Origin of the sequence: Paenibacillus sp. E222, from assembly GCF_013401555.1 — a bacterium.
Classification (GTDB): Bacteria; Bacillota; Bacilli; order Paenibacillales; family Paenibacillaceae; genus Paenibacillus.
Window position 1 is genome coordinate 310174 of sequence record NZ_CP058552.1, and the last position, 25233, is coordinate 335406.

At 41.7% G+C, this 25233-nt stretch carries 21 protein-coding genes; 7 read left to right on the plus strand and 14 right to left on the minus strand.

Annotation, left to right across the window (positions count from 1 at the left end):
• The first annotated feature begins 161 nt into the window (after positions 1-161).
• Together HW560_RS01335 and HW560_RS34350 are read left to right on the plus strand one after the other, a co-directional pair.
• Positions 162-524: a hypothetical protein gene (locus HW560_RS01335; protein ID WP_179261361.1), complete on the plus strand. Its 363-nt coding sequence runs from the start codon at positions 162-164 to the stop codon at positions 522-524.
• Positions 493-663, plus strand: coding sequence for a hypothetical protein (locus HW560_RS34350; protein WP_221443869.1), 171 nt, complete (start codon positions 493-495; stop codon positions 661-663). Before HW560_RS01335 ends, HW560_RS34350 begins: the two co-directional genes overlap by 32 nt.
• Before the next feature lie 335 nt (positions 664-998).
• Here HW560_RS34350 and HW560_RS01345 read toward each other — a convergent pair whose 3' ends face one another.
• The 11 genes from HW560_RS01345 to HW560_RS01390 all read right to left on the minus strand — a co-directional run bounded on the left by HW560_RS01345 (position 999) and on the right by HW560_RS01390 (position 16960).
• Positions 999-1781 carry a protein NO VEIN domain-containing protein gene (locus HW560_RS01345; protein WP_179261656.1) on the minus strand — a complete coding sequence of 261 codons (783 nt, stop codon included), beginning with the start codon at positions 1779-1781 and terminating at the stop codon, positions 999-1001.
• 141 nt (positions 1782-1922) lie between these two features.
• Complete coding sequence (drmB, locus tag HW560_RS01350) at positions 1923-3809, minus strand: DUF1998 domain-containing protein (RefSeq protein ID WP_179261658.1); 1887 nt, start codon at positions 3807-3809, stop codon at positions 1923-1925.
• Position 3810: 1 nt separating this feature from the next.
• A complete protein-coding gene (locus HW560_RS01355) occupies positions 3811-7308 on the minus strand; it encodes a helicase-related protein (RefSeq protein WP_179261661.1) in 3498 nt (1165 codons plus the stop codon).
• Positions 7302-8828 carry a DISARM anti-phage system protein DrmE domain-containing protein gene (locus tag HW560_RS01360; RefSeq protein WP_179261663.1) on the minus strand — a complete coding sequence of 509 codons (1527 nt, stop codon included), beginning with the start codon at positions 8826-8828 and terminating at the stop codon, positions 7302-7304. The genes HW560_RS01355 and HW560_RS01360 overlap by 7 nt, the downstream gene beginning before the upstream one ends.
• On the minus strand, positions 8825-9814 hold the full coding sequence (locus HW560_RS01365; protein WP_179261665.1) for a hypothetical protein: 990 nt from the start codon (positions 9812-9814) through the stop codon (positions 8825-8827). The genes HW560_RS01360 and HW560_RS01365 overlap by 4 nt, the downstream gene beginning before the upstream one ends.
• A gap of 108 nt (positions 9815-9922) precedes the next feature.
• On the minus strand, positions 9923-10102 hold the full coding sequence (locus HW560_RS34355) for a DUF2188 domain-containing protein (RefSeq protein WP_373564973.1): 180 nt from the start codon (positions 10100-10102) through the stop codon (positions 9923-9925).
• 98 nt (positions 10103-10200) lie between these two features.
• Positions 10201-10539: a hypothetical protein gene (locus HW560_RS01370; protein ID WP_179261667.1), complete on the minus strand. Its 339-nt coding sequence runs from the start codon at positions 10537-10539 to the stop codon at positions 10201-10203.
• Between the two features lie 316 nt (positions 10540-10855).
• Positions 10856-11578, minus strand: a complete 723-nt coding sequence (locus tag HW560_RS01375) for a hypothetical protein (RefSeq protein ID WP_179261669.1) — start codon at positions 11576-11578, stop codon at positions 10856-10858.
• Positions 11575-13311 carry a DEAD/DEAH box helicase family protein gene (locus tag HW560_RS01380; protein WP_179261671.1) on the minus strand — a complete coding sequence of 579 codons (1737 nt, stop codon included), beginning with the start codon at positions 13309-13311 and terminating at the stop codon, positions 11575-11577. The genes HW560_RS01375 and HW560_RS01380 overlap by 4 nt, the downstream gene beginning before the upstream one ends.
• Positions 13308-15845: an ATP-binding protein gene (locus HW560_RS01385; protein WP_179261673.1), complete on the minus strand. Its 2538-nt coding sequence runs from the start codon at positions 15843-15845 to the stop codon at positions 13308-13310. The genes HW560_RS01380 and HW560_RS01385 overlap by 4 nt, the downstream gene beginning before the upstream one ends.
• Positions 15842-16960, minus strand: a complete 1119-nt coding sequence (locus tag HW560_RS01390; RefSeq protein ID WP_179261675.1) for a DNA cytosine methyltransferase — start codon at positions 16958-16960, stop codon at positions 15842-15844. Before HW560_RS01390 ends, HW560_RS01385 begins: the two co-directional genes overlap by 4 nt.
• Before the next feature lie 222 nt (positions 16961-17182).
• Here HW560_RS01390 and HW560_RS01395 point away from each other — a divergent pair, with 222 nt between their 5' ends.
• The 4 genes from HW560_RS01395 (at position 17183) to HW560_RS01410 (ending at position 19846) form a co-directional block, all read left to right on the plus strand.
• A complete protein-coding gene (locus HW560_RS01395; protein ID WP_179261676.1) occupies positions 17183-17593 on the plus strand; it encodes a DNA cytosine methyltransferase in 411 nt (136 codons plus the stop codon).
• An 8-nt stretch (positions 17594-17601) separates the two neighbouring features.
• Entirely contained in the window at positions 17602-18321 is a 720-nt protein-coding gene (locus HW560_RS01400) for a DNA cytosine methyltransferase (RefSeq protein ID WP_257031965.1), read from the plus strand.
• A gap of 275 nt (positions 18322-18596) precedes the next feature.
• Positions 18597-18956 (plus strand): helix-turn-helix domain-containing protein, encoded by a 360-nt coding sequence (locus HW560_RS01405; RefSeq protein ID WP_179261678.1) that lies wholly within the window; start codon positions 18597-18599, stop codon positions 18954-18956.
• On the plus strand, positions 18956-19846 hold the full coding sequence (locus HW560_RS01410) for a Cfr10I/Bse634I family restriction endonuclease (RefSeq protein ID WP_179261680.1): 891 nt from the start codon (positions 18956-18958) through the stop codon (positions 19844-19846). The genes HW560_RS01405 and HW560_RS01410 overlap by 1 nt, the downstream gene beginning before the upstream one ends.
• Positions 19847-20619: 773 nt before the next feature.
• On the opposite strand, the gene rlmD is transcribed toward HW560_RS01410, so the two are convergent.
• Positions 20620-22368, minus strand: coding sequence for a 23S rRNA (uracil(1939)-C(5))-methyltransferase RlmD (gene rlmD / locus HW560_RS01415; RefSeq protein ID WP_179265717.1), 1749 nt, complete (start codon positions 22366-22368; stop codon positions 20620-20622).
• 108 nt (positions 22369-22476) lie between these two features.
• Entirely contained in the window at positions 22477-23358 is an 882-nt protein-coding gene (locus tag HW560_RS01420; protein ID WP_063568189.1) for a diacylglycerol kinase, read from the minus strand.
• Between the two features lie 616 nt (positions 23359-23974).
• On the opposite strand from HW560_RS01420, the gene HW560_RS01425 reads away from it, so the two are divergent.
• A complete protein-coding gene (locus tag HW560_RS01425) occupies positions 23975-24691 on the plus strand; it encodes an NPP1 family protein (RefSeq protein ID WP_179261682.1) in 717 nt (238 codons plus the stop codon).
• A 66-nt stretch (positions 24692-24757) separates the two neighbouring features.
• Here the strand turns inward: HW560_RS01425 and HW560_RS01430 are convergent, their stop codons facing one another.
• Entirely contained in the window at positions 24758-25174 is a 417-nt protein-coding gene (locus HW560_RS01430; RefSeq protein WP_179261684.1) for a DUF4395 domain-containing protein, read from the minus strand.
• Positions 25175-25233: the final 59 nt, after the last annotated feature.

A 25233-nucleotide genomic window follows, 5' to 3' on the forward strand; every position in this document is an offset into this window, starting at 1 on the left:
TATTAATCACAGACCACGTAAATGCCTGGGTTGGAGAACCGCTCACGCCCCTTTTCAGAGGAACTGTCGCACTTAGCTTGACAATCCGTCATTTACAAATACGCTTTCTATGGTGATTGTGGACGTGGAATGCATTATAAGAAGAACTTTAAGGGATATGTTTGGGGTACTATAACAAGCCAGGTAAAAACGGGAGAGTAAAGTGTAGTGACCATCTCGTACGTGAAGCAGATTTAAAATTAGCTATTATCGAGGATATTCGAACGCTCGCATCCAATCTCTCAAATGCTACAATTTATAAAAAACTTGAAAATCAGCTACAGAAAATCAATTGGCAAAATGAAAAACAAATAAGTTCGGTAGAAAGTGAATTTGACAAGTTGAAAACTCGAAAGAAAAAAGCACGAGACAAAAATCTGGATGGCAACATGACAGATTTTGGCGTTCAGCGAATTAAAACAGCTCCTCGGAGAATTTTTGTCCTTCAGGGAGTTGACTCCAGAGATTTTGCACCGACTAATTAATCGAATTGAGATTAAAGCAAACGAGAGTCCGAGAATCTTTTACAGATTCTCGAACCCTTCTGCTTATTCTTTAATCCTCACTATCATCGCAACGCTCTCCACATGCACCGTATGCGGGATCATGTGGGAGTTGGTTTGAATCTGTATCAGTTGGCTAAAAGCCTTGATATATAGAGTGTTCTTGAAACGCAGACTATTCTTTTTGTTTGGATTTTAATAGCTGTTGACGTTGTTCGTCAACAAGTAGTCAACAACTATTGTTGAATATCGATTTATTAAATCACGCAATAGGATGAGATCAAGGGGCGAGTTTAATTAGGTTCTCTGAAACCCATTTTAGTTTAAAATCATTCCTTATTAGCACTTACGGCTTCATCCTTTTCACTTCCGAATGATCCGAAGCGTTTAGCACAGTCGGCAAGGTATTGCCTAAGCCCTGGCCAAACGCTCTCCATCCGACTTCTATGAATTTTATTATAATTGCTCCTTACTGATTGCCCAATTTATAGAAATAGTTGTATACACATTTTTTTTCGCTACTAGTTTTTCATAAGGGTTTTGAATTAATTTAATATTGGGTATGCCATCCAGGTTACTTACCAATACTAAAATATACCTTTCCCCCAATTCTTTTGCCACAATCCACTCTTTATCCGTAAATACTACTCCCCCAATTATAGCCGATAGCCCTTTAACCTCAAAGACAAAAGGAAGGGATGAGTCCAGTTCAAAGTCAAAACCACAGCCATCATTTCTTCTATCTTTTAGCCCCCCTCCAAATCCGTCAATTTTATTCTTAAGGAATGACTCATAAAAAAATTCTTCCGCTCTTTTACCCGTTATGCCTCTTGTACTAAATTTTCGAGTAGCGTGCTTTGTTTCATCATCTTCCTGTATTGTATCAATATATACTTGAATGTTTTTATCTAATTCAGTAGTCCGATTCAACGTACTATAAGATAAAATGTCTTTTACTATCCCCAATAATGCTGACTCACTCAATTCCTCATATTTCTCCAAAACTTCAAGACGGCTTGGCCTCAGTTCTCTTTGATACCACCCTCTTCTATTATTAGGATGAAAGGGATCGAATTCATCTCTCATATTCTTAATCGTATTAGGTTTAACACTTAGTTTAAAACCAATGTCTTCAAAAGCGGCTGTGAAATTTGAGTATCCAAGATTCTCTAAAGCTATCTCATTGTACTTTGAAAGAAAGTAAGCAACAATTAAAGCTAACTTATGATTATCCAGCATTACGAACACCTCTTTTTTCTTACTTTATCAACACAGAATAAGAAAATTTTTAATATATAAGCTACCAATGCTTACTAATACCAAATATTAAGACCCGAACGTGACGAAATGAGTCATTCGGGTCATTACAAAAAGAAGTTCTTATGAAAAATACCCTATCTGTTGAGAACCTGGCAAACCGACGGTCAGTCCCCTGTCTAGAAACCGGTTGAATTCTTCACATGCTGTTTCCGGCACAAGAGAGCAGCTATGGCAGGCGGCCAAGTTACAAGAATCAGGTCCTTGTGGCCCAATTTCGGAACAAATAGGATCTGAAGAACACCAACCTGCATTTATTAATGATTTTTGAATTACCTTCTCTAGATAGCCCGGCTTCCCCATTCGAACCAGTCCACCCATCGTTCCATCTGAATCACCTGCTGCGGTGTATATCAATATACCGTACATAGGATTGGCTTCGTCATCGGATATGTACAATCGTTCTCTTAGTGAAGAAGAGCTATACCCGCATTCGAAAGTAAGCTGATTCATCAGAAGATGAGCAAAAGTATGAGCCATTACAAACCTAGGTGTAATTTGCTTTTCCCGAGTACGCCGATTCACGAGCAAATTTCTATAACGTTCTGCTAATGGTTGAAGTCTGGAGACCACGTCGGCCTTGTCCTCCCACGTGTTTAATAGATCAGGATTGAATTTCAAGAAAATTCCTTCACCGTATACAACATAAGCGGGTAGCCAATTATCTGAGGACTCATCTGGTACACTCCGCCACATCTGATATTTCAATTGCTGAACGTCTGTAGGCCGATCATTAAAAACCCGGTTAAAACCCGCAAGCACCCGCGTTTCTTTTAATTTTTCTACCAGAAATACATCAGAAAAATATTTTTCCATATCAAACAGATTACTGTCATACTGTGCAAGTGGAATCCACCGGATTTTAAGATCATCTTGATCCGAAGTTTCACTTAATACACTATACTCTTCTAGACGCAGAACTCTTTCTAAATCTGTACCGCCAGCCCCTTCGTTTTCTTCAATTTCAATAGTCGCACGTTGCTCCAAGCTCAAAATCGCGCGCTTTATTTCAGCATCAGAATATGTTTCCAGCTCAATCCGAAACTGTGCACGGAGCTCATCCACTGTTTCTTCTTCACTTAAGTTACCCCGTTTTGAAAGATTCAGAATACGCACATATTGAGGCGATTGAAATAATTCAATCAATGTTTTGATTTGTCGACTTACTTCACCTGGTATATAAATCGCACTTCGGACTTGAGCGAAATAAACATTTGAAGCACTGCGGAGAGATCCCCTAAGATGGCATCTGCATGTTTCGCCATCCTCAGTACCAAGCCAGGGCCTTTTTCCCTGGCAGTAAAACACATTTCCGCCACCAACTAACTCTTTACTAAGTTCCGTGCTTCCATCCGGATGTGCGCTGGTTATTTTATTGAGCATACGGGGTTCTACTCCACACCCGCATTTTACTTGCATCGTCGTCAGCGCACCGCCGCCGGTACTTACCAGCTTCATCGTGGCAGTACAAGATGGATTTGCTGAACGATGTACCCATTCACGCCACGGGAAATCTTGAATATGCCCGTTTTCGCATATTGCTATAAAGGGTACTTGCACCATAAACTTTTTGATGTTGTTAGCCTTACAAGTTGAGCATTCTTCCCTCGACTTAGTTGTAAGCTCCGTCTTTTTCATATCTCCGCAAAATGTGCAATAATGCCATTGTGGAAACCTTAAAAAGGGAACGGTCAAAAATTTATTATTCTCGCCTGCGCCTTTATAGCGGAAATCTGGTGGTAACCGAAAATGGTCTACCCCAAGCAAGCGTTCTAAACGCCACTCTTTGATTTTGTACTGTGATAGATCCACCCGCTCCGAAGATCCGTTTTTGTCCTTATACCAATGATCAAGTCCTCCACAAATAGCTGAGATTCCACTTTTCGATATAGACATTGCTCCGGTACCAAATGGGGCTATCATTTGTGCTCTGCGTATCGGATATACCATACTATTCCAAATCCTCCAGTTCTTCAAGTTTATACAACACGGATATATCCCCCCGACATTGGGCATCAACGTTCCTTAATGACATCGGCGTTGCCAAGGAGAGCCTGGTTGAACGCTCATCAGCATACTCTCCGGCGACTCGTAAGAGCGGATAGTCACCACCCTCGGCTGTTCCAGACCACTCAGAGGGATTTAGTTTCATCCAATGTGCAAGTCTTTTTTCAAAAACACGCTTAACGTTTTCCAATTCCTCAGGATCCGTGCGCTTCACACGCCGCACTAATATTTCCTCAAGTTGGTTCAGGATATCCTGTGGCAATGGCCGCGGCGTATCAACTTCAACGGCATCACCGATTTGACGCACATAACCTACCATCACAGCATGGAGTAAGCGGTCAATGACAGCCGGAGAAAAAGGTGTAACACTAGTCGGTTCTACCTGGGCATATAGTTTTTCATGATAACTCCTGAACTTTTCATAGTGCGAGCGGTCACGCGGCTTTGATGCGCTGTATAATGTCACGACTAACCCTGGCCTTTCGAACCAGCGACGGCCCACGCGACCGGTAACCTGGATGTATTGGCTGGTTGTCTTCGGCTGTCCTATAACGGCCATTAATGAAAGACGGTCAATATCTATACCCACCTCAATAATGTTCGAGGCAAGACATACATCAATAGCCGTTCCACGCTTCACATCGGTTTTTAATTCACCAATAGCAGCAGAAATTTCATCGCTGGTTAAACGGGATGTTAATTCCTTAATCCGGTTTAATCGGCGTAACTTGTCATAACCAATACCTTCCCTATTTTTGACCACTTTTAGGTGGTTTGGAATGTCTGATTGCAATAGGGTGACAGTCGTACCTAATTCCCGTAGACTATTAAAAAATATTAGTAATGTCCACCATGGATCCCGCTCCCCTTCACCCATTTCAAAAGGTTTTTGCAGAAGAGCTGTTAAAGATCTCACTTGAAGTGTTTGCATAGATCCCAGACCTGGTGTGTTAATACCAATATACTTTCTCCCCGGCATTAATTTACCTTCTGTGTCAGTAGCATTTTGGGCGAAAAACGAATCATCCGCTTCAAGCCCTGGTGATGGAAACAGCCGAGTATTCTCCCTAGCGTAAACATCCTTAACTTGTCTCTTGAATCTTCGTATTGTTGCCGTAGAACATACAAGCTTAGGGCGGACAGGCTCTTGTGCACGATAATCCGTGCACAACTCTTCAATTAAAACTTCAAACAAACCGGTCATAGAACCCAGTGGACCTGAAATTAAATGTAATTCGTCTTGAATAATTAAACCCGGGGGAGAACAAAAACGCTCCCCGTCCGCACCAATACCAAACATCGCACGAGGCACGGAATTCCAGGCTAGCAGTGCAAATTTATCTACCGTTCCAATGACTAAAGTTGGTCTTTTGGAGTAGATATCTTCGTCCACTACATAGACAGGAAGTTCCTGGTTGAATATACAATCACGATCTGGACAGTGAATCATCACATTACCAGAAGATATTTTGTATCCATTAATATTGAATCCCAAGCCTTTTCTCTTACCGCGACCACTTCTTAGTCCGGATTCAGTTTTCCGGTTATCTGGTATTTTCCCCATTTGCGCTCCACACCAAGGGCAAGAGCGAACCAAAAACGGATTGTCCTCACTCGTTCCATTCTTCAAAGCTTTTAAATCAGCTAATGCGCCTTTGTGTGTGTTTGGTGTTGTATCTGATCCCAACCATATTCCTATTGAAAATGACTCGTCTCCCAAATCTATCTCATGTAGCTTTCGAATATATTCCATTGAACAAATAAGCCTCGATGCTCTTTGAAATTGATCCGCAGTTAACAAGCGTAATGTATAACGCATAAGTACTTGGACACCTGTATCATAGGGGTCTCGTAGACGACGTAAGAACATAGAGTAGGCAGCTAAACCTAAATAGGCTTCTGTTTTACCTCCACCAGTAGGGAAAAAGATGAGTTCAACAGTTTCGCGTTCGTTAGAAAAGAAATTGGCAGTGGATTCAATTGACATCAACATAAAAGCAATCTGAAACGCACGCCATTTACCTTTATCTGTGCCAATGACATCAGGATTTGTATAAGGCTTACTAAAAAGAACACCACTCTCAGTTACTTCTGATTCCCGAACGACTGTACCAGTTATCTGCTGGAGCAGCATGGCATAATTCGCCAGTTGAAAAGCCTTTAACGCTTCTAAATTATTCTTAAGATAATTAAGTCCTTGTTCCATCCTGTCTGCGCATTCACTACAAAGAAGCAGGTTTCTTTCCGCCACTTCTTGTAGGTGTTTATCCAACTTCGGAATCGTTAATCTCTTCTTCTCGATCCATTCCCTATACAAATTTACTATTTCTTCTAATTCATTGAAGCCATGATCGCTGCTTGAATCGAGACCTGCCAATGTCCTCATGGAAACTTCAATATCGGAACCGTCCCCTCGCTTAATTGCAGGTGTCATACTCTTTGTTTCATAGCTAGGGAGAAACTCGGTTCTTACGCTTTCCACTTTATCACCGGTCATATCCCAATCTGCAGAACAGCCATGTCCCACAGCGTATGTCTTCATCGAGCGATATAATAAGGCAAGTGATTGTTCCTCTTCATCAGCATCTGTTGGTTCTACAGCCTCCGGATAAGGCAGAATGCCTACGCTTTGATCTGCTTGATTTAACGGAAAAATATCTGCTGTAAATTGTGACTGGAATAAACTGACACTATCAACTGATGTATTACCTCCAAATTCGGAACGATTAACCAAGCTTACAGTAATTAGACGGCTACCATCTTCAATTGGCCTCGACAGAATCTGCACCTGCAAGTTTAGACCGTCTGTATTGTCGGCCTCAATTACCCGGCCTGTTAACAACACATGTCTTTCCGTATTTAACTCTTCAGCTGAACATGTGACTTTCATACTTACAGGTGATCGAACCCACCACTTTCTTTCCCTTTTATCCCCTTCTATCCTCGCTTTAAAAGAATTATAACGTCCACCGGTTACAAATATTCTGAGCTCCGATTCAGGATTAAGGATAGCACGAAAACTTACTGCCATACTGCTTTGTTGATAGTCATTTGCTGATGAAATATCCAATTCGGAATCTTCATCATTTTTGTTGGAACTATTTCGCGATTCAATTTCCTCAATTTCTCTCGTATTGACAAGCTGGATAGCATCCGAATCTGCCGGGTCTAACTGATGATCTTCACTTTCATCACGACCGATACCGTAAGGGTAAAGAATTGCAGCCCCGTATCGTCTGCTGGGTTGCTCATGTAAAATCTCCTCTCCCGTCTCCTTATTTCTGTATGGCCTGTAATATTCTTCTTTACTTTTAAATAACACATCCGTCTGGCAACTAATTGACATACTGTTGTCTGAAACAGCAGGCCCGATAAATTCCCGCCTCAATGCCTCAAAAAGCTGATCCCTGTTTTTCATATTTTTCTGCAGTTCGGTTAACATAATTCTGACACCTCTTTCATGTTTAAAAGTGTACGAGTTCTATGTTCATCAACATAAAAATCATTTGTGCCGATATACTCCACTTTAAAAGCAGTAAAGCTCGCATCCTCGGCTCCTGGCAGAGGGAAGATAATAGTACGCTCCAGTTCCAATTTAGAAAGGTCCGCTTTGTTTACAACGTTTAGTAACTGCTGCCTAATGGTAGCACCAGCCTGTAGATGACCTCTCGCCAGAATTTCTGCTTCCCTCCATAGATCCTTTTCACGATCGTTATATTTTAAGATTTTAATAATTGATGAAAAATCTTGACGGTCCCTTGGTTTAATACTGTCCAGAGACATCCAATTACGTAAATTCATATGATTTGCCTTTGATGAACCATTTTTACGTAAGGCACGAATAACACGGTCATATCCATACTTATAGACAAGTTTCTGAAGCCCCTTTTTCCATTCAACGTGTCTTTCACGCATTGATACCGCTTTCTCACCCAATATTTGATCCGCAATATTTTGAATCACGTCCCGCTCTGTCCCTGTTCTAATGAGTATGTAGCATTCCGTATCCAGTTGCTGTACAGGCAACCGTATAACTTTTTCTTCTTGGTTAAAAGTAAGGACCCAAATGTTACCAATAGTATGCTTTTCAAAAAAAATATACTTACCGCCTGCTAATGCTACTAGTGTAGCTGGTACTTGACTTTGCTCTTTAGGTTTACCGGATCTTCTATAAATAGATTGTTCTAATGCCATATAGTTTGTCTGAACGTTTTCGATGATTATTTTATCGGCCGCCTTGAAATGCCCTTTTTGTTCAGTGACTGTACATCCATCATACAATGATGATACTCTGCTGTTCTCCCCACTGAAATGGTGGCTATTACTATTTTTCCAAGGTTGCCATTCATAAGCAACACTATCAATTAAACGAGCACGAGGCGAATTATACAAATACTCGGGATACCAATGAGGTGCGCCAAAAATAATTAAGTGTTCAAAAATTGCGCCATGCTTCAAAGCCAATGGGCTGACTACAGTTATAGAAGCAGATAGCGATTCCTGTATCATCCGGTTAACTAAGTCTAAGTTGTTTGCAACCTTAATGACTAATCCGGTGTTTCTTCCGGCTTGTACCTGCCTGCTAATAAAATCTAAACCCGGTTTTTCATTTGATTCAACAACTGCAATACCAGCTTCCACTAATCTAATAGCTGATTCTTTCAAATCAGGAAACATTAAGCCACATTTTCTCGCGAGATTCTTTAGCTTGATTTGGTCAAATTGATCCTGTGAATTTGAAAAAGGTAGGACGCTTGCCGTCACGTAAAAGCGAAATCTCCTTAAATCACTAACGAAATCACGAATAAATTCATCTTCTCTAGCTTCCTCATTTAAAATGCGTTCAAACTTCGATAGCATGCTGGAAAAAGCGGATAAGGAATTGGACGTAACCTCATGAAAATTCAGCATGTATCTTTGTGACAAATCAAACACCCGGTTCATATGTTCAAGTTTGTTCATCGCTTTTCCTTCCAATATAAAATTTCAATACCTTTAGGTAACTTAGATAGCTCTGGCCTTGTCACGTTCAAAAAATCGTTATTCTCCAGAAACCTATTGTTTAATTCATCCACCGCTAGTTGATATTGTGTTTCAGATCGGTCGAGAAGAACAATAGAATCATAGTCATGAAAATTATGGTGGCAACTCAAATAACTGACCGCATTACAATATATAATTACAGTTGCTGGTTGCAGTACTACATCAATTTTCCTTGACTGTGAAGCAACGACCTCGGATTGATATATATCCGTTATTCCCAGAAACTGTCTAATTTTTAGTATTTCGTTAAGGCAGCCGGAGATATATCTGCTTTCAGTTAAGGTTGCAAACTGGTAATCATTTGTTTCAGCCAACAAAGCTTCCTTATTCCCCACAAAGCATATCTTAGGATCGGAAAAACGGAACATCGGCGTATTTCCCGCGTTATCAAATAGTGCTGCTAAGAATTGGGACTCAATTGCTTCTGTTCTTCCAACCTGATTATTGGGTATTTGTAGCTGTTGATTATTACTTATACTAATATCAAATGCGCGTGATTGTGGTATAAAGTCCACTAAACCACCTGCCTCGGGATTTTGGGTCTGAATCTTTAGCCGTTTTTCACCATAAATAATTTCTGTACCTAAAAAAGTTGCTATCTTTTGTCGGCCGCCATCCCTAAAGCGAACCAGCGTGCCTTCATGTAACTGGGTCAGAGCCGAAAAATGGTTAAAAAGCAATCTATCATAGGGAATCGACTCAATAATGCCTGCTATTACACCAATCCCTAATAACGTCGGGAGAAAGTATGCTGCAGGGGCAGAAATACACATAACTGACTTTCTTCTTTCCTCAGTGTGCTCTGAGAAATAATAGCCACTATTTATAAAAAAGTTAAACCAGTCAGGAACCGGTGCCCAAACATTATTATCATTATAGAAAAAAATTTTGTTATGGATTGACATTGATTATCATCCTTTAGTTCTTTATGCCTAACTTTTTTACATGTTAAAATTCGACATTTTAATCGAGTTTCCTGCTGCGCCAATATTTAACAGTAGCTTCGCTAATATTCAACCACGCGGCGGAAATGGATTATTTACCATAACTATTTTTATCTCTGTTTTGATCGTTTCAGAATTCTGATTTCTTGCAATTTGGACTGCCTTGTTAATAGCAGCTGCTTGGTTATCCGTTCTAGCGGTTGCACGGGCATTGCTTGCACGAGCTTTTTCAACTCCATGTGTTTTCAATTTTTTTTGAAAACCATTTTTTAAAAAAAGAGCCGCTTCAGGACTCTTTTAAAAAAGACTTCGGTACACGTATTACCTCCCGCCTTTTTCCATTAAAATTAGGCGGAGATTACAAAGCTCAGATAGTTGCCTACTGGATACTCATCAGACAGATCTCTCGCTGTAATTTTTTTCCTCTCATATACTATATCTAATATCTCTTTCAGGGCTTTCCCTAAATGTCCGAGAAGTATATGACCGTGATTTTTCTTAGCAACAATGCAGTCTTTTAGTCCTTCCAATGAGCTCCCAATATTGTATGCATGATCATATTCTAAATTCAAATTGTCCTTGAAGAGGTACTTATCATGAGTCTTATGATTTATCCTCATCCATAGAACAACCTTTAAGATGATTTCATCAACACCTGAAACATTAATTCCATAGACCTCACTCATATTGTAAAAGACCACTCTGCAGCTAGGTCATTATTCTGGAGTTTAAACACTGCAATGACGGACTCAAAAAATTGCATTTGTTGTATTCTCACTTAAAAGCTGTATGCATTCCATAATTCCCACTCTCTTTTTTATTTCGATTTTGTACTTGAAATCGGAAGCCATCTCATTTGACTTAGACCAACTTTAACAAGATGACTTGCGCTATGTGATTTATAAATTTTAGCACATTCGTGAGTCCAATCATGTACATCATTGACCGTGTCGAAACTTCCTATGAGTTTTAGCATACTTTTTCACATCCGAAGGTTTATTCTCAATAACTTTTGGTTAAGCATACCATCAGATTCAGCCCATTTACATGCTGAATTGAGTAGTTTTTGTCATTAATCGTTATTACACTTCCCGTCCCAGAAATAGTGTTCCCCTTCACAACTACATATGTTCCTGTTTCAACGGGTCCAAGTATGCTGTTCCTTGACACTATAATAAATCTCACATTGTCCTGAATTTGTTCGTACACTCCAGGCGACAATGGCTTTAACGGCACTCCTGTCATATCCTCATAAGCGACTGCAGCAGATTTAATATCGTCCGTAAGGACTACCACTTCACATGCAATTTTGTCAATGGTCTGCAACTTTTGCTTTAATTCTTCCGCATCCATCTCATCCATTTTATAAAGCGTTCCATAATCATGCGTCGGTTCTTTCATCAATGCGAGATGCTTTTTACCGTTCATAAAAAACCACTCAATGTATGGCAAGTTTGCCATTACGGTTTCCGGCTGATTTCTGCTTGAGCCAGATCCCCCAAGAACACTATCTACGTGTGTAGCTGGCGTAGAACATAACTTATCCCATATTTTCTTCAGTTCGCTAAAAGGCCTTGTTTTTGCCTTGCCTGCATAAGTAACCAATTCAATCCTCTTAGCTTCCCTGTCTATCCCAGTAAGAGTTATGTTGGCACCCGGTTTAATACTTTCTAACTCCAAACCAACCATCTTCTCGATATCATTAATTACTTCATCAAATGTCATTTTCGTCCTCCTGGCAATTCCGGTGGAAATTTTAGTAGGCTTGTATCCTCGCCTGCCCCTTCAACAGCAGCCACATCTTCAATCCATTGCCTCATGAATGATTCGGTCTGCGGGTCCTCCCCGCCAGCTTTTCTGAAAGTAACTTTATGCGGCAAACTGATTCTGACCGGGTTACCCGGAGCGGGTCCATCTTCAAAGAGACCATCTTTTAAATCAATACCTGCCGCGAATCTGCGTATGTCAGATACGAAGTCGAGAACAATAACCTTTTCCTTGTCTTTCGACAATCTTAAACCTCTGCCTAACTGCTGGATAAATATTCTGCGGCTATGGGTTACTCTCTGAAACACAATAATGTTTACATCAGGTACATCAACGCCTTCATTCAGTATATCAACGGCGCATAATACATCAATCGCCCCGTCTTGAAAATCACAAAGTATACGGTTACGTTCTGCCGGGCCCATCGAACGTCCTGTAGAGGTTTGCGAATATATTGCTGACGCGTTACAAAAACCAAGTGAGTTAATCCTGTCCCTCATAGTTGCGGCGTGGTCTATCGTGCCACAGAAAACTATAGCCCGCGGTTTACGCTGTTCTTGCCAAACCCTCTTCAGCTCAAAGACGACAGCATCGTCCCATTCAGTAATAAATAGTGTTCTATTTATCTGCCGCGGTGAAAAATTCTTCCCTTTTAATTGGCCTAAAGCTTCCCAATTTATATTATCTGTATACATCCTGTAGTCAACATTTGATAAAAAGCCATTACGCAAACCGGTAACAATGTCTACACGAACTAGAGGCTCACCAAAATAATTCGAAAGGTCAACATCATCTGGACGCCAAGGTGTTGCTGTTAGCCCGAGAAGAAAAGGGCCATTTTCCGAGCCAGCCATGGTATCATCTAAAACAGCATTATACATCTGCCCGCCCACATGATGACATTCATCTATAATAATAAGATCAAAATGCGGCAGTTCTTTTCCCCGCTGAACATAATCAGCAACAGTATTTAAACACGCGAAAACCGCACTACTTTGTTTAAGCCGTTCTTCTCCAGGCTGCTCATACCCATTCCATACTGCTGTTTCCTGTTCCTTAGATAAAAATGACCAGAAAGCCTTCTCTATCTGGTAAACAAGTTCATTCGTATGAGCTATCACAAGAATCCTTACCGGAGAAACAGCATTAATCCGTTTAACCGTTTCGCATGCGACGAATGTTTTTCCAAGACCCGTAGCCATCACGACAAGAGCTTTTTTTTTCCCTTCGTTAAAAGCTTGGATCGTTGAACGGATTGTCTGTTCCTGATATTCCCGCGGAACTCTGTCAAGTACGGGCATCTCTGGAAGTTTCTCTGCCTTTGTGACAAGAGCCTTTGTATCCCACAACTGAAGCGGGATTCCTCTACTCATGAGAGCTCTCTGGTGCTCTTTTAACTTTTCATCAAACCCATTTAAAGCTACAATAACTGGGACTTGAGCCCTGTATATTCTCATGGCCTCCAGCGTCTGGTCCGCAACATCGACACCGACCTTGTTCTTCCAATGTTTCATTTGAAACAGCCATCGCTTACCGGCCCGATGTGCAAGAACATCCGCCCCTCGGTCACCAGACTGTCCAACAAGTCTTATACCTTCAAAACCCTCATGGGCTAGTAAGCGCGAGACCACCCGTTCAAATGCCTGCCACGTACCGAACCTCAGGTTTGTATCACTGATAAAAACGCTCACTTCATCACCTTTTGCTGTAGGAAATCCAAAGACAACCTTGTTTTTTGTCCAATGCTTGCCTCAGAGAAACGGTATTTTATATAATTTGCTATATCATTTAAACAGTTCAGATAAATGTTCCGGATTCTTATTTGTGCCTGTTGCAAAATATTCCCTGTTAGTTCTGCGGAACTGGAATAAGAAACATCCCATATTCCACCATCAAAGAAAATGTGTGGATACCTTTTGAATATATCAGTTATTCCATCCTCATCAATATATAATAAAAACGCGCCACTTTCCTTCATATCCCCGAGCTGACTGATATCAGCGCTTTGATTAAGCATGTTATCAACCATAGCTTTCTTCTGCCCTTCGGGCATTTCATTAAAAATATCAACGGCCATTTCCTTTAGGAGTTCCGGAAGCTTCTCCTTTAATTGGGCAAAGAATCCGTTGATCTCTTCTCTTATTTTCTCAGGGCTATCCTCTAACTTATCCGACCATCTGCTATTCAATATCTGCCATTCAATATTAGAAAGCGTATGTTGACCCTGATATTGTTTTCCGGAGAGTCTTCGGTTCATATCGTAGATGTAAAGTGCTACCTCTGCGGCTATCATTTGCTCTGGACGGATTCGGAAAGACTTATATACTTTGTGCGTCTTATCAAGATATATATCGATTTCTTCCCCTTTAAAAGCAATAAGAGGGACCCCTTCTTGTTGCTGATTAGCCTTAATCGATAGCTGTGTTATATACACATTTACATTCACAGGGGAACTATATGTGCCATCAGCTAACATAATAGAACATCCCGGTATGGAAAGATCATCTGATTTATTAGCATTCTTAGAAAGGAACTCTTTTGAAAGTGTATTCTCGGAACCTTTTTCTTCATTACAGGATGTACAGTTTTTTTCTGCTGCCCTGTTTTTCATACCGCAAACCTGGCATGTCCATGGTTCTTCGACTTTTGGATGCTGTGACATTCCGCATTCTGGACAAGAGTGTGCGGATTTCGGTATTTCGTTTTCACATTCCGGATTGATACATGGCTTACCTATTAATACAAAACCACATACGGCACACGTATCATGTTCTTTAAGATTTTGTGCACTGCAGGCTGGGCACTCTGCAAGTTCCTCAAGCGGAGGGGAATCAGCCTGTTCCACGAGCTTCCACCATTCTGAATCATCATAATACCCTGGGAGTTTCACAAGAAATTTTTGATAATATTCTTTTTCAACATCTCTAGATATCCTCTTTGATTCATTCGCTTCCTTATCCCAATACCCCATATACAAATCAGATTTTCCAGGTTTTCTTACTCTGCGGAAACCTTGAAACAATTTATAAATATAACTTTCATTTTGACCTGCACCAGGCTGAGTTGGCTGTAAGGAACTGTCACCTCTTAAATACGAAATAGCACGTTGCCATTCAGGACTGCTTCGCTGAAAATCCTGCTTGAGAAAATCTACAGGAACATGATTGAGATGTACTTCACCTACTATCCTCCCATACGGCCCATCAATAGGGTAATCTTTAATCGTTTTTTTAAATTCGTCAACAAATTCAAAAAAAGCTGTCTTTTCAGCTATTCGGATTGCTCGTCCATTCCGGATCAGATCAATTCCGTACTCCGTACTGTCGTCAAACCTCTGAATACCAACCCAGCCTTTGACTCTTTCCTCAACACTTCGAATGCTTGAAGATTTGCAAGCAGGACATTCAATTAGTCCGGTCGGTACTAGAGCTGTACAGTTACCGCATCTCCTCTGCACTCCTATAATATGGTCAAAATCATATCTTGCCTGAATCTGACCGTGCCCTTTTCGCTCAACATATCTATTGGAATCCCAAACGCAATGCTCAAATGCTTCACACGGCTCTCCATTCACCAATATTCTAATTTCACGTTTAGATAACACTGAAGCATACCGTCGGCCAATCTCAGAACGGACCTTAGGAAGCCCGTATTGAATCAGGCGTTTGACAAATTGACTGTTTGCATTCCCCTCAGGCCACCAATGGCTTATTTCAATAACAGTCCCATAATTGACTTCTCTAGGTTTATCAACGATATTAACAGGAAGCTGATAATTTTTGGATTGATTAATATTATCCAGATCAATAATAACCTCTATTGCCTTCTTCTCATCCTTCCGAGCTGTCAGTAGCCGGGTTACTCTACCTAATTTACCTGTAGAAATATTAAACCCCATACCAAATAATCCGAGACTGTCGTAAGGGTTATTACCAGAGAATCCCGCCTTTATTGATTTCTCAGCCATTTCAGCCGTCATGCCTGGCCCATTGTCACGAATACGTACTATTCCTGCATTTTTATTGAGATCTGAATTTCTTGGCAATTCAATTGAGATTAATGGATTATCTATTTTTACACCTATAAGTTTAGCAGCCTGAAATGAATCTATCGCATTATCGATCAATTCACATAACGCATCTAAAGGAAGCATTGGTGTGTGAGTTAAAGCTATCAGCACTTTTGGATCCGGTGTAAAATCAAAAAACAACCCTGGCTGTATCATATAGGTTCCCCCTCTATCATTTTCCTTATTGCTACCGCCATTGCATGTGCCAGCTTCACTGGCACGCCGTTACCGATTGTTTTGAACTTATAAGTTAGTGGCATTTCCGGCGGTAAAACATAGTCATCCGGAACACTCTGAATTCTTAGTGCTTCCCTGACAGTAAGCCTCCTTGGTTGTGTCGGATGCAAGTGAACCTCATTATGACCGTATGCCGCAGTAGGGCTATATCGCCAACGATGCAGCCGTTTAAAACTTTTTCGGGAAACATCCCCTTCATGAATAACATAATACTTATCACTTAATGGCCTTAATCCTTCAAGACCGTTTGGCAATAAAGCTATCTCATCCAGATTACATATTATTGGACCCACCATTAATTCTTCTGGAATATCAGAGGGTTTCTCGGGATTGAATCCAAAAGGGTTTTCCCGCGGCCAAGTAAACCGCTGTTTCGCTCCCGCAAAACGGTGGTCCTCCGGCCATTGAAACCAGTTATAGTCCTTGGGGATATTCCTTACACCAAGTTTCTTTTTTAGCCACTTCTTTTTCAGCCCCACCATAAACACGCGTTCCCTGTCTTGTGGCACACCGAAATCGAGCGCATTCAATATGCGTACATCTGTCAAATAGTGTTCTGAAAACTGCATTCTCAGACTATCGAAAAACTCACGATGTTTTGCAGTTTTAAAAAGCCCTTTTACATTTTCAAATAAAAAAAAGGATGGCTGAAGATCCATTATTTTATCAACGTACACCTTTGAGAGGGTTCCATTTTCTCCAGTCCGTCCCTTATTTTTTCCGCCTACCGAAAAGTCAGGACATGGAGGCCCTCCAATAATCCCGAATGTTTCAGGAATTTGGGTATTATGAAAGGCCTCTTTGGCGATTTGATTAGGACCTATCTCAACTATTGAAGAACAGTTAGTGATTTTATGAGGCTGCACCCTCATGGAACTAAGTCCATATTCAAACCCCTTCACAAACTGACGATCATATTCGTTAGACCAAATCGTTTGAAATCCTGCTTGCATAAAACCGATATCTAGAAATCCTGCACCAGTAAAAAAGGATAAGATAGGTATCGGTATTGTATTGATATAAAAATTGTTCATTTCAATACATCCTTTCACACTCGCCACACAAGTCAAGTATTCTTAAATTGTACCGTACGGAAAAATTTAAAAGGGAGATTTTAACTTGAATCATACTACATATTATACCTAAAATCCTCCAGGGAACATATATTCGTTTTTTCCTGAAAGTTTATTGAATATCCTTCGATAATCGGTGATAATAGAAAATAGCATTCAAGATAGAGGAGACTTATTAAAATAATGACCTATCCCGTTATTTCGCTTTTTTCTGGTGCAGGCTTTCTCGATTTAGGCTTTACCGAGACGCATGCTTTTTCTATTATTTGGGGAACAGAATTAATAAAACAATTTGCTCAGTCAAATAACTACAACATGAGGCAGCGTTATGGACATCCTGATAGAATTATCACAGGTGACGTTACTCAAATTGATCCTATAAAAGACATTCCCAAAGGTGCAGTTGGAATCATTGGGGGGCCCCCATGTCAAGACTATTCAATTGGAAATGCTAATAGTCCTGGGGTTGAGGGAGATAGAGGGAAGCTTGTCTGGGACTTCTTAGATAAAATTGAGAAACTGAAGCCAGACTTTTTTTTGTTTGAGAACGTTGAAGCCTTATACAAAACAAAAAACATCGAATTCAGGCTTTAAATCCTCTCATTGATAAATTTGAGGAGCTTGGCTATGAAGTACAATTTAAGGTGCTTAATACGCTTAACTATGGAATTCCGCAAGATCGGTCAAGAGTATTTATTGTAGGATTTAGGAAATACATTCCTATTACTTTAAGACAGCGGGGCTTTGAAACTTTTAAATGGCCTGCTCCGGTCTATCAGGATCCTAAAAAATCATTTGAATGGCCTGATACATGGGAGATCGGGACTGAAGTTAGTGAAGCTGACTACATTGCTAATCTCGCACCCGATCAATACCAACTAACCATTCATTCGGTTATAGGAAACCAAAACGAATTATTACAATTGCCAAATCATGTTTCATTTAATCCCTACTCTCAACGATTTTTCACCGTACTTGAAGGTGACGTTAAGAGGAAATCATTCAAACGCCTACACCGCTTCAGATATAGCCCAACCGTAGCATATGGTAATAATGAGGTACATCTTCACCCTACTCTACCGCGGCGCTTAACCGTGCGTGAAGCACTTCGGCTCCAATCTGTCCCTGACTGGTATCATTTTGAGGAAGATATACCGCTAGATAAGATGTTTAAGATGATAAGCAACGGAGTAGCCTATAAACTTGCAAATTTATTAGCGGAAGAGATTAGAACAGTTCTAGATAACTACAACATTGCGGTTCAGGAACGCACAGAAAAGATAAGATTAACAAATGAAACTATTAACAAAAATTCTGTATAACATCCCTAGAAGAGCAGTTCGCATAATATGCGAACTGCTCTTTTTCTATTAAATTTGTAAAAAAATTGAGAGAAACTGTCTGATACGTTAATAAAGCTTGTTAGGATCCTCCTTAATAGTATCACCGTTTTTCAAAGTGTTATTATACATGATTTTAAAAACAACAAGTTATCTGGCACATCTCTTAAAATGAATTTATTTTTCTTTTTTTATAGGAAATAATGATTCATTTTTCACCGTCCTCTTTGCAGATATACTCCAATTAAGGAGGTGACATGGTGAATCTAAATTTAAAAGAGGTGGGTAAGCGGATTAGACTCGTGAGAAAGAGCCGTTATAGGACAGCGAAGGCTTTTTCCGAGTTTTTAGGCTTGTCTGAGCGTCACATTCATAATATTGAATCTGGAAAAAACCTGCCTAGTTTCGAAATCTTAGCTCAAATCACAAATGAGTTTCATGTAACAATTGATTTCATTTTATTTGGTCAAAAAAGAGGGTTAGTGTACGAAGAAAATTGGGATGCCTTACTAAATACATTTAACAGTCTGAGTCCAGATGGACGGCAAACTTTATTTCACATCGCTAAAGAACTACTAAGATTGGAAAACAAAATAACAGGAGGTAACTCAGAATAGTGGAATTTGACTATTTGAAAAGCTATAGCGTTGAACTGTACGGTACGGAAAATAACCAAAAAACACGGATAAAACCCTCTATAGCTCTAGCTGAGGTATATGGAGATAACCTCCCGACAGGAACTATTAAAGAAAACCTCGACAAACTTGAAATGCACACAAAGAATGCAGCATTGGCACAAAACATGATGGTTCCTAATTCACAAGCTTTCTCAAATACCCGGGGATTCTGGTTTGAAGTTTTCATAGCTGTCCATGCTTGGAATTACCGTATTAGACACAATCTAGATGACGTGTTGATCGTTAAAATGCCCAACGTTAGCTCATTTGATTTCCGTAGAATTTTTGAAGAAAAAACAGATAGAATGCTAAAACAACTGGAAATATCGTTACTTAAAAACAATGTGCGGTTGATCACTTCAAATCCAGATTTATTAATAGTAGAACAAGAAGACCTAATATTGGATGAACATAACATACCCATATCCTGTCTTGGTACTCAAAATATTATGGATGCCGTTAATTTATATAAGATCCTCGAAAATAAGTGTCGTTGGAATAGCCTGAAAGCAGGAATAGGGGTCAAAACATCTTTACGTCCTGATAGAAGGCTCCAAGTCGTACACGAAGGCAACATTCTAAAATCATTATTTGCTCATTTGAAGATGCGTCACTGGAACCGGGAGGCAAACTTTAAATATTATGGTGCTTCTAGTGAGATTATAAGTGGTGCTGATGATGATGCCTTACAAACAGCAGCAACCCATACTATTGTTAATGTAGATTCCTTGCCTGAGAGAGCAGTGGATGGTCTTTACTCCCTCCTTACTTTTGATGACATAGAAAAAATGCTTAATACGATCTTAAAAACAAAAGCCCCCCATCAATAGAGACGGGAGACTCTAAAGAATAACGCTAAAATAATTTTAAACAATTCGCCGTCATTTAATAAGGAGCATTGAAATTGAATTCACTATTAATGCTCCTTTTCTAAAAGCTCAGTTTTTAGATTATGTTCAAGAAAATCAGCCAATTTTCGAGATCATTCGTGCGTTGACCACCGTACATAGTGCAACGTGGGAACAGCATTTGCCTTGATATAGGAAAAGGCGGAAGCGTGAGGCGGACCTCAGAAGCGAGTGTATCAAATCGGTGTCTACGACACGTTTCGAGGATGGGGTGTTTATTCTACGAGTCGGGTCCGCTCATAAGCATCGCTATCTTGTATCGCTGTACAAAAGAAATTTGCCTATATAGGCTGTATTATCATTTTGAACGCAAAAAGCAACAGCAAGGTCCCTTCAGTGATAAAATACCTGAGGAATAAGATCACGAACAAGTTTATGTAAACCGTAATGGGCATTCAACCTTTGCATTTTAGTTAATTTTCATCTGTAACACCCTTTCATCTTAATCGTCATAAATTAGGAACTATTCTTTCAAGTACTAGAATCAACCACGCTGTTAATATATTTCTGTACTAGTAACCGGAAACCTCTGGATAAATCCTTTTTATTTCTTAATATAAAAACACCTGAATGCAACTCCAGGTGTCCTTGACTAGCGTGTCTATTTTTTCGTCACCAATCAGCCAACTCTAGTATTTTTACGCTTCAGTTTCATTTCATCTGTATTACCCCACACCCACTCCATCACTGCATTCTTAGCCCTCTGTACCATTCCGCACCAACATCGCCACCGACTCAACATGCACCGTGTGCGGGAACATATCCACCGGCGTTACCTCAACCGTCCGATATCCGCCATCCTCCAGCACGCGCAAATCACGTGCCAATGTACTCGGATTACAGCTTACATACACCACACGCTCCGGCTTCATTTCCAGGATTGTATCCAGCAAGCGCGGATCGCAACCCTTCCGCGGCGGATCGACAACGATGACATCAGCTTCAATGCCTTGTTCTTTCCAACGCGGAATAACATCCTCGGAGGCACCGACTTCAAACTTGACGTTCTTCATGTCGTTCAACATCGCATTGCTGCGAGCGTCTTCGATGGCTTCGGGCACGATCTCCACCCCGTACACCTGATCCGCATGCTGCGCAAGGAAAAGAGAAATCGTACCGATGCCGCAATAGGCATCAATGACAGTCTCTTTGCCACTCAACCCTGCGTACTCCACCGTTTTCCCGTACAGTACTTCCGTCTGCACCGGATTCACCTGGTAGAACGAACGCGCAGAGATGGCAAACTGTACATCCCCGATATAATCATAGATCACGTCACGACCCCACAGGACGCGGGTTTCATCGCCGAAGATAACGTTGGTCTGCTTCTTGTTCACATTCTGGCAGATGCTCGCCACATGCGGGATCGCTTCACGAATACTGCCAATCCATTCATCCTTGTATGGGATGTCCCGACCATTGGTGACCAGAACGAGCATCATCTCGCCCGTACGGAACGCCTTCTTCACAACCACATGGCGCAGCAGGCCGCGGCCGGTCTCTTCGTTGTACGCACTAATGCCGAGATGGCTACCTAGCTCCTTGACCTTGGCGACCACTTCATCGTTGTGCTCATGCTGAATGAGGCAAGTATCCATGTCGATGATCCGATGGCTTCCTTTGGCGTAAAAACCACCCACCAAGCCGCCCTCGGCTGCACCGATAGGCACCTGTGCCTTGTTGCGATAGCGCCACGGCTCGTCCATACCCATGGTAGGCAGCACACGAATGCCTTGCGCAGCAGCTTCTTCGTTCATGACACCTTCCAGCCGAAGACGAATACGATTGCTGCCGTTCACTTGTTCTTCGGAAATAGCTGGTTCAGCTGCCTGATCCGCATTCTTTTCGCCTGTATCCTCCACCAACACATTCAACTTCCCAATCCGCTGCAAATTATCCACCACCAGCTGGCGTTTCCACGCAAGCTGTCCGGCGTAACTCATATGCTGAATCTGGCATCCGCCGCATTGATCATAGATCGGGCAAGGCGCGGATACACGATCCGGGCTTGCCTTCACAATCTCCAGCAGTTTGGCGTAGCCGTACTGCTTTTTGGTTTTCATCACGCGCACACGCACAGTTTCACCGGGAAGCGCACCCTGCACAAAGAGCGTGTATCCATTGGCACGGCCGACACCTTCACCGTCATGGTTCATGCCAATGATATCGATGACGGTTTCTTCATTTTTACTAACGGGCAGCCCTTCGATTGGTGCAGATTCACGCGCTCTCTCCTTTGGACGAACGGCAGAAAGAGATGCGCCTTGTGGCCGCACCTCTTTTCCTTGCTGACGTGTAGATGGACGAGATGTTTGACTTGGCTGACGGGACACTGAAGCATTCCCTTGCCCCTGAGAGGCAGCCGAATTCCGGCGGTTTTTTCCACGACCGCTGCGGTTCGTATTAGACAACGTACATTCACTTCTTTCTTCATATATGTTCATCCCTTGTACAAGGGAGATTCCATTCATTTTCAGGCACCCTGAGATTATACGTGATCCCAATGCCCACGGCAACAGGAAATCACATTTCCTCCCCGATCCATACTATGCTTAACGATACAACATCAGGTGATGGCGCAAGTTCTTGAATGTCGCAGGCAATGTACCGCCCAGCTCACCATCCAGGTTCAACTGCACATAGCCCGGAGACGTTACTTCCATATAATCCGTTTGGAAATGAACGACCTTCTTGTCATTCAGATGTTCACCACGCAGCGCTAGGGTTACGAGGCGAATCATGTCAGCCAGATTACATTTGCGCACACCAATCACATCGAACAGACCATCATCTATGGTCGCACCCGGAGCCAGCTTCTCGAAGCCCCCGACGGAGTTCGTATTGGCAATGAGGAACAGCATGAATTCATCATGAATTTCTTCCTGACCCGCGGCACGGATAACCAGTTCCTGCGGAGACAGGCTAGCCATTTTCTCAATACCCTTCATATAGTAGGCCAGTTGCCCGATCATCGTTTTCAGACGGCTTGGCACCTCATAGGTCAGTTCGGTTAACGAACCTCCGCCCGCAATATTGATAAAATATTTATCATTCGCCTTGCCCAGATCGAGCGGACGAAGCTGCTGGTTAATGACCAGATCCACGTAATCTTCCCACTGTCTCGGAATACCGAGCGCACGCGCAAAATCATTGGTCGTTCCCAAAGGAAATACACCCAGCGGAGGACGATTCTCCCGCTCGGCCATACCGTTAATGACTTCATACAATGTACCGTCGCCGCCAGCGGCAATAATCATGTCATATCCGCGTTCAATCGCCAGCTCCGCTTCCCGGGTTGCATCTCCTTCACCCGTTGTTGCGTGACACGAGGCTTCGATACCACCTTGATCCAAACGCTGCAAAATATCAGCCAGACGTTTCTTCATTTCTTCCCGGCCTGAGGTCGGATTATATATCAAGCGAGCTTTTTTCATCTCATACGCCACCTATTCCACATTATCCATGAGTCTGAACGACCTCATTTTCTTACTATCTGAGAGTGATCGCAGTCGGCATCATTTTACACAATGACTCACGTCCGTTAATCCTGCCCCAACACTTTTCTCTACTTATATATATGCATAAGGAATTCCGTCTCATTCCAAAGCCTTTATGTACTATCATATCATCAAATGTGAAGATGTCCTAGCCTGTGATACATAAGTAATTATTTTCATATATACTATAGTGAAATTTTACATCTGGATAACAATAACGATAAACCCTCAAGAATTACCTCATTCCAGCAATGACAACATACTTTCTGTTCACTTCCGAGCTTGCCTATCCTTTACAAAATAAACCTCTGGCACTCCTCTTGAATCTAATCCTATGGATTTTCTGTAAATTATAACCATCCATCACCATTCTGCCCGCTTGGGCCGGAAATAGTCTTATACTCTTTCAAATCATGAGAACTACATATCCTCCAAAAAATTTACAAAATCCAGAACAAGATGACAAATAAAATGAAACCTTTTCCAATATAGTCTTAGTGCGTCCTGCATCCTCAACACATTCCAATACCATATCCATGAAGGAGATCACCGAATGAAAAAACTCGTTTTATTGCTCATGATATCGATCTTAGCCTGTTTTCCCTTTATTACAGCCGTTGAAGCCGCAGTCATTAACCATGATCAGGTTGTCGGATTCCAGGAACTAACTCCCGTCACAGTCACGCAAATAACAGCCAAGCGTTTCCAACCCTACTTAAAAGTCTACCATGGATGTGTTCCATTCCCCGCTGTGGATCAACAGGGCAATACCAATGCAGGCTTGCAAACCTCAGGTTCACCTAATGGAAATTGCAGCTCAAGCACAGGCCAAGTGTACTCCCGTTCGGCATGGCATAATGGCGTATGGGCTATTATGTACGCATGGTACTTCCCGAAAGACTCCCCTTCCTCCGGCCTCGGCCATCGTCATGACTGGGAAGGTATCGTTGTATGGGTAGACAATCCCGCAGCACCAAATCCTCAAATTCTCTCCATCGCCTATTCAGGACATGGGCAGTTCACGAATGTTGCACCAAGTAACACGAACCTGAACGGTACGAATCCTTTGATTAGTTACAACAGTACCTGGCCTCTAAACCATGAGCTTGGTGTTACTGGAACCGTCGGTGGAATGCAGCCTTTGATCGGTTGGGATGATCTGACGTCTGCGGCCCGCAATGCGCTGAATACAACCGATTTTGGCAGTGCCAATGTTCCGTTGAACGATAGTAATTTTACGAACAATTTAAACAAGGCCTGGTTCAGGTAAAAAAGTAAAATCCCCTTCAAGTAGACACAGAACTTGGAGGGGATTGTTTTTGCAATCACATATAGTTTAAAAGCCAATCTTTCTGCCAGCACAGAGCTGTTTATACCAAAAATATACGGTGCAGCCCACACAGTAACCGAGCAATGCGGCACTTGCAGCCAGGAGAAGCATCGACGAGAAAATATAGCCCGCTACCTGCCAGCCAAGACCGAATGAGACAAGTGCCAACGTGAGAAACAATACGGCCAGAACATTGTTGAAGCGTTGCAGTTCCACTGCCTGTGTCTCTGACCCTTTTCCCGTTAACACAGCCTTCCCAATCTGTACAAACAGATTAAGCTTGCCTCCGGATGCCAGGCCGACAACTTGGATGATCCATAACGCTCCCAGAATTAACGGCTGGTTGAACAGAAATGACAGGACGACAAATAGCACAATCCCGATCTGATTCGCTTTGACATAGCGCATAGGTACTTCCCGCATCTGCATATCACCTTATCCCCATTTTATTAGTTGGTTTAATTGTAGTCTGTAAATGAAGT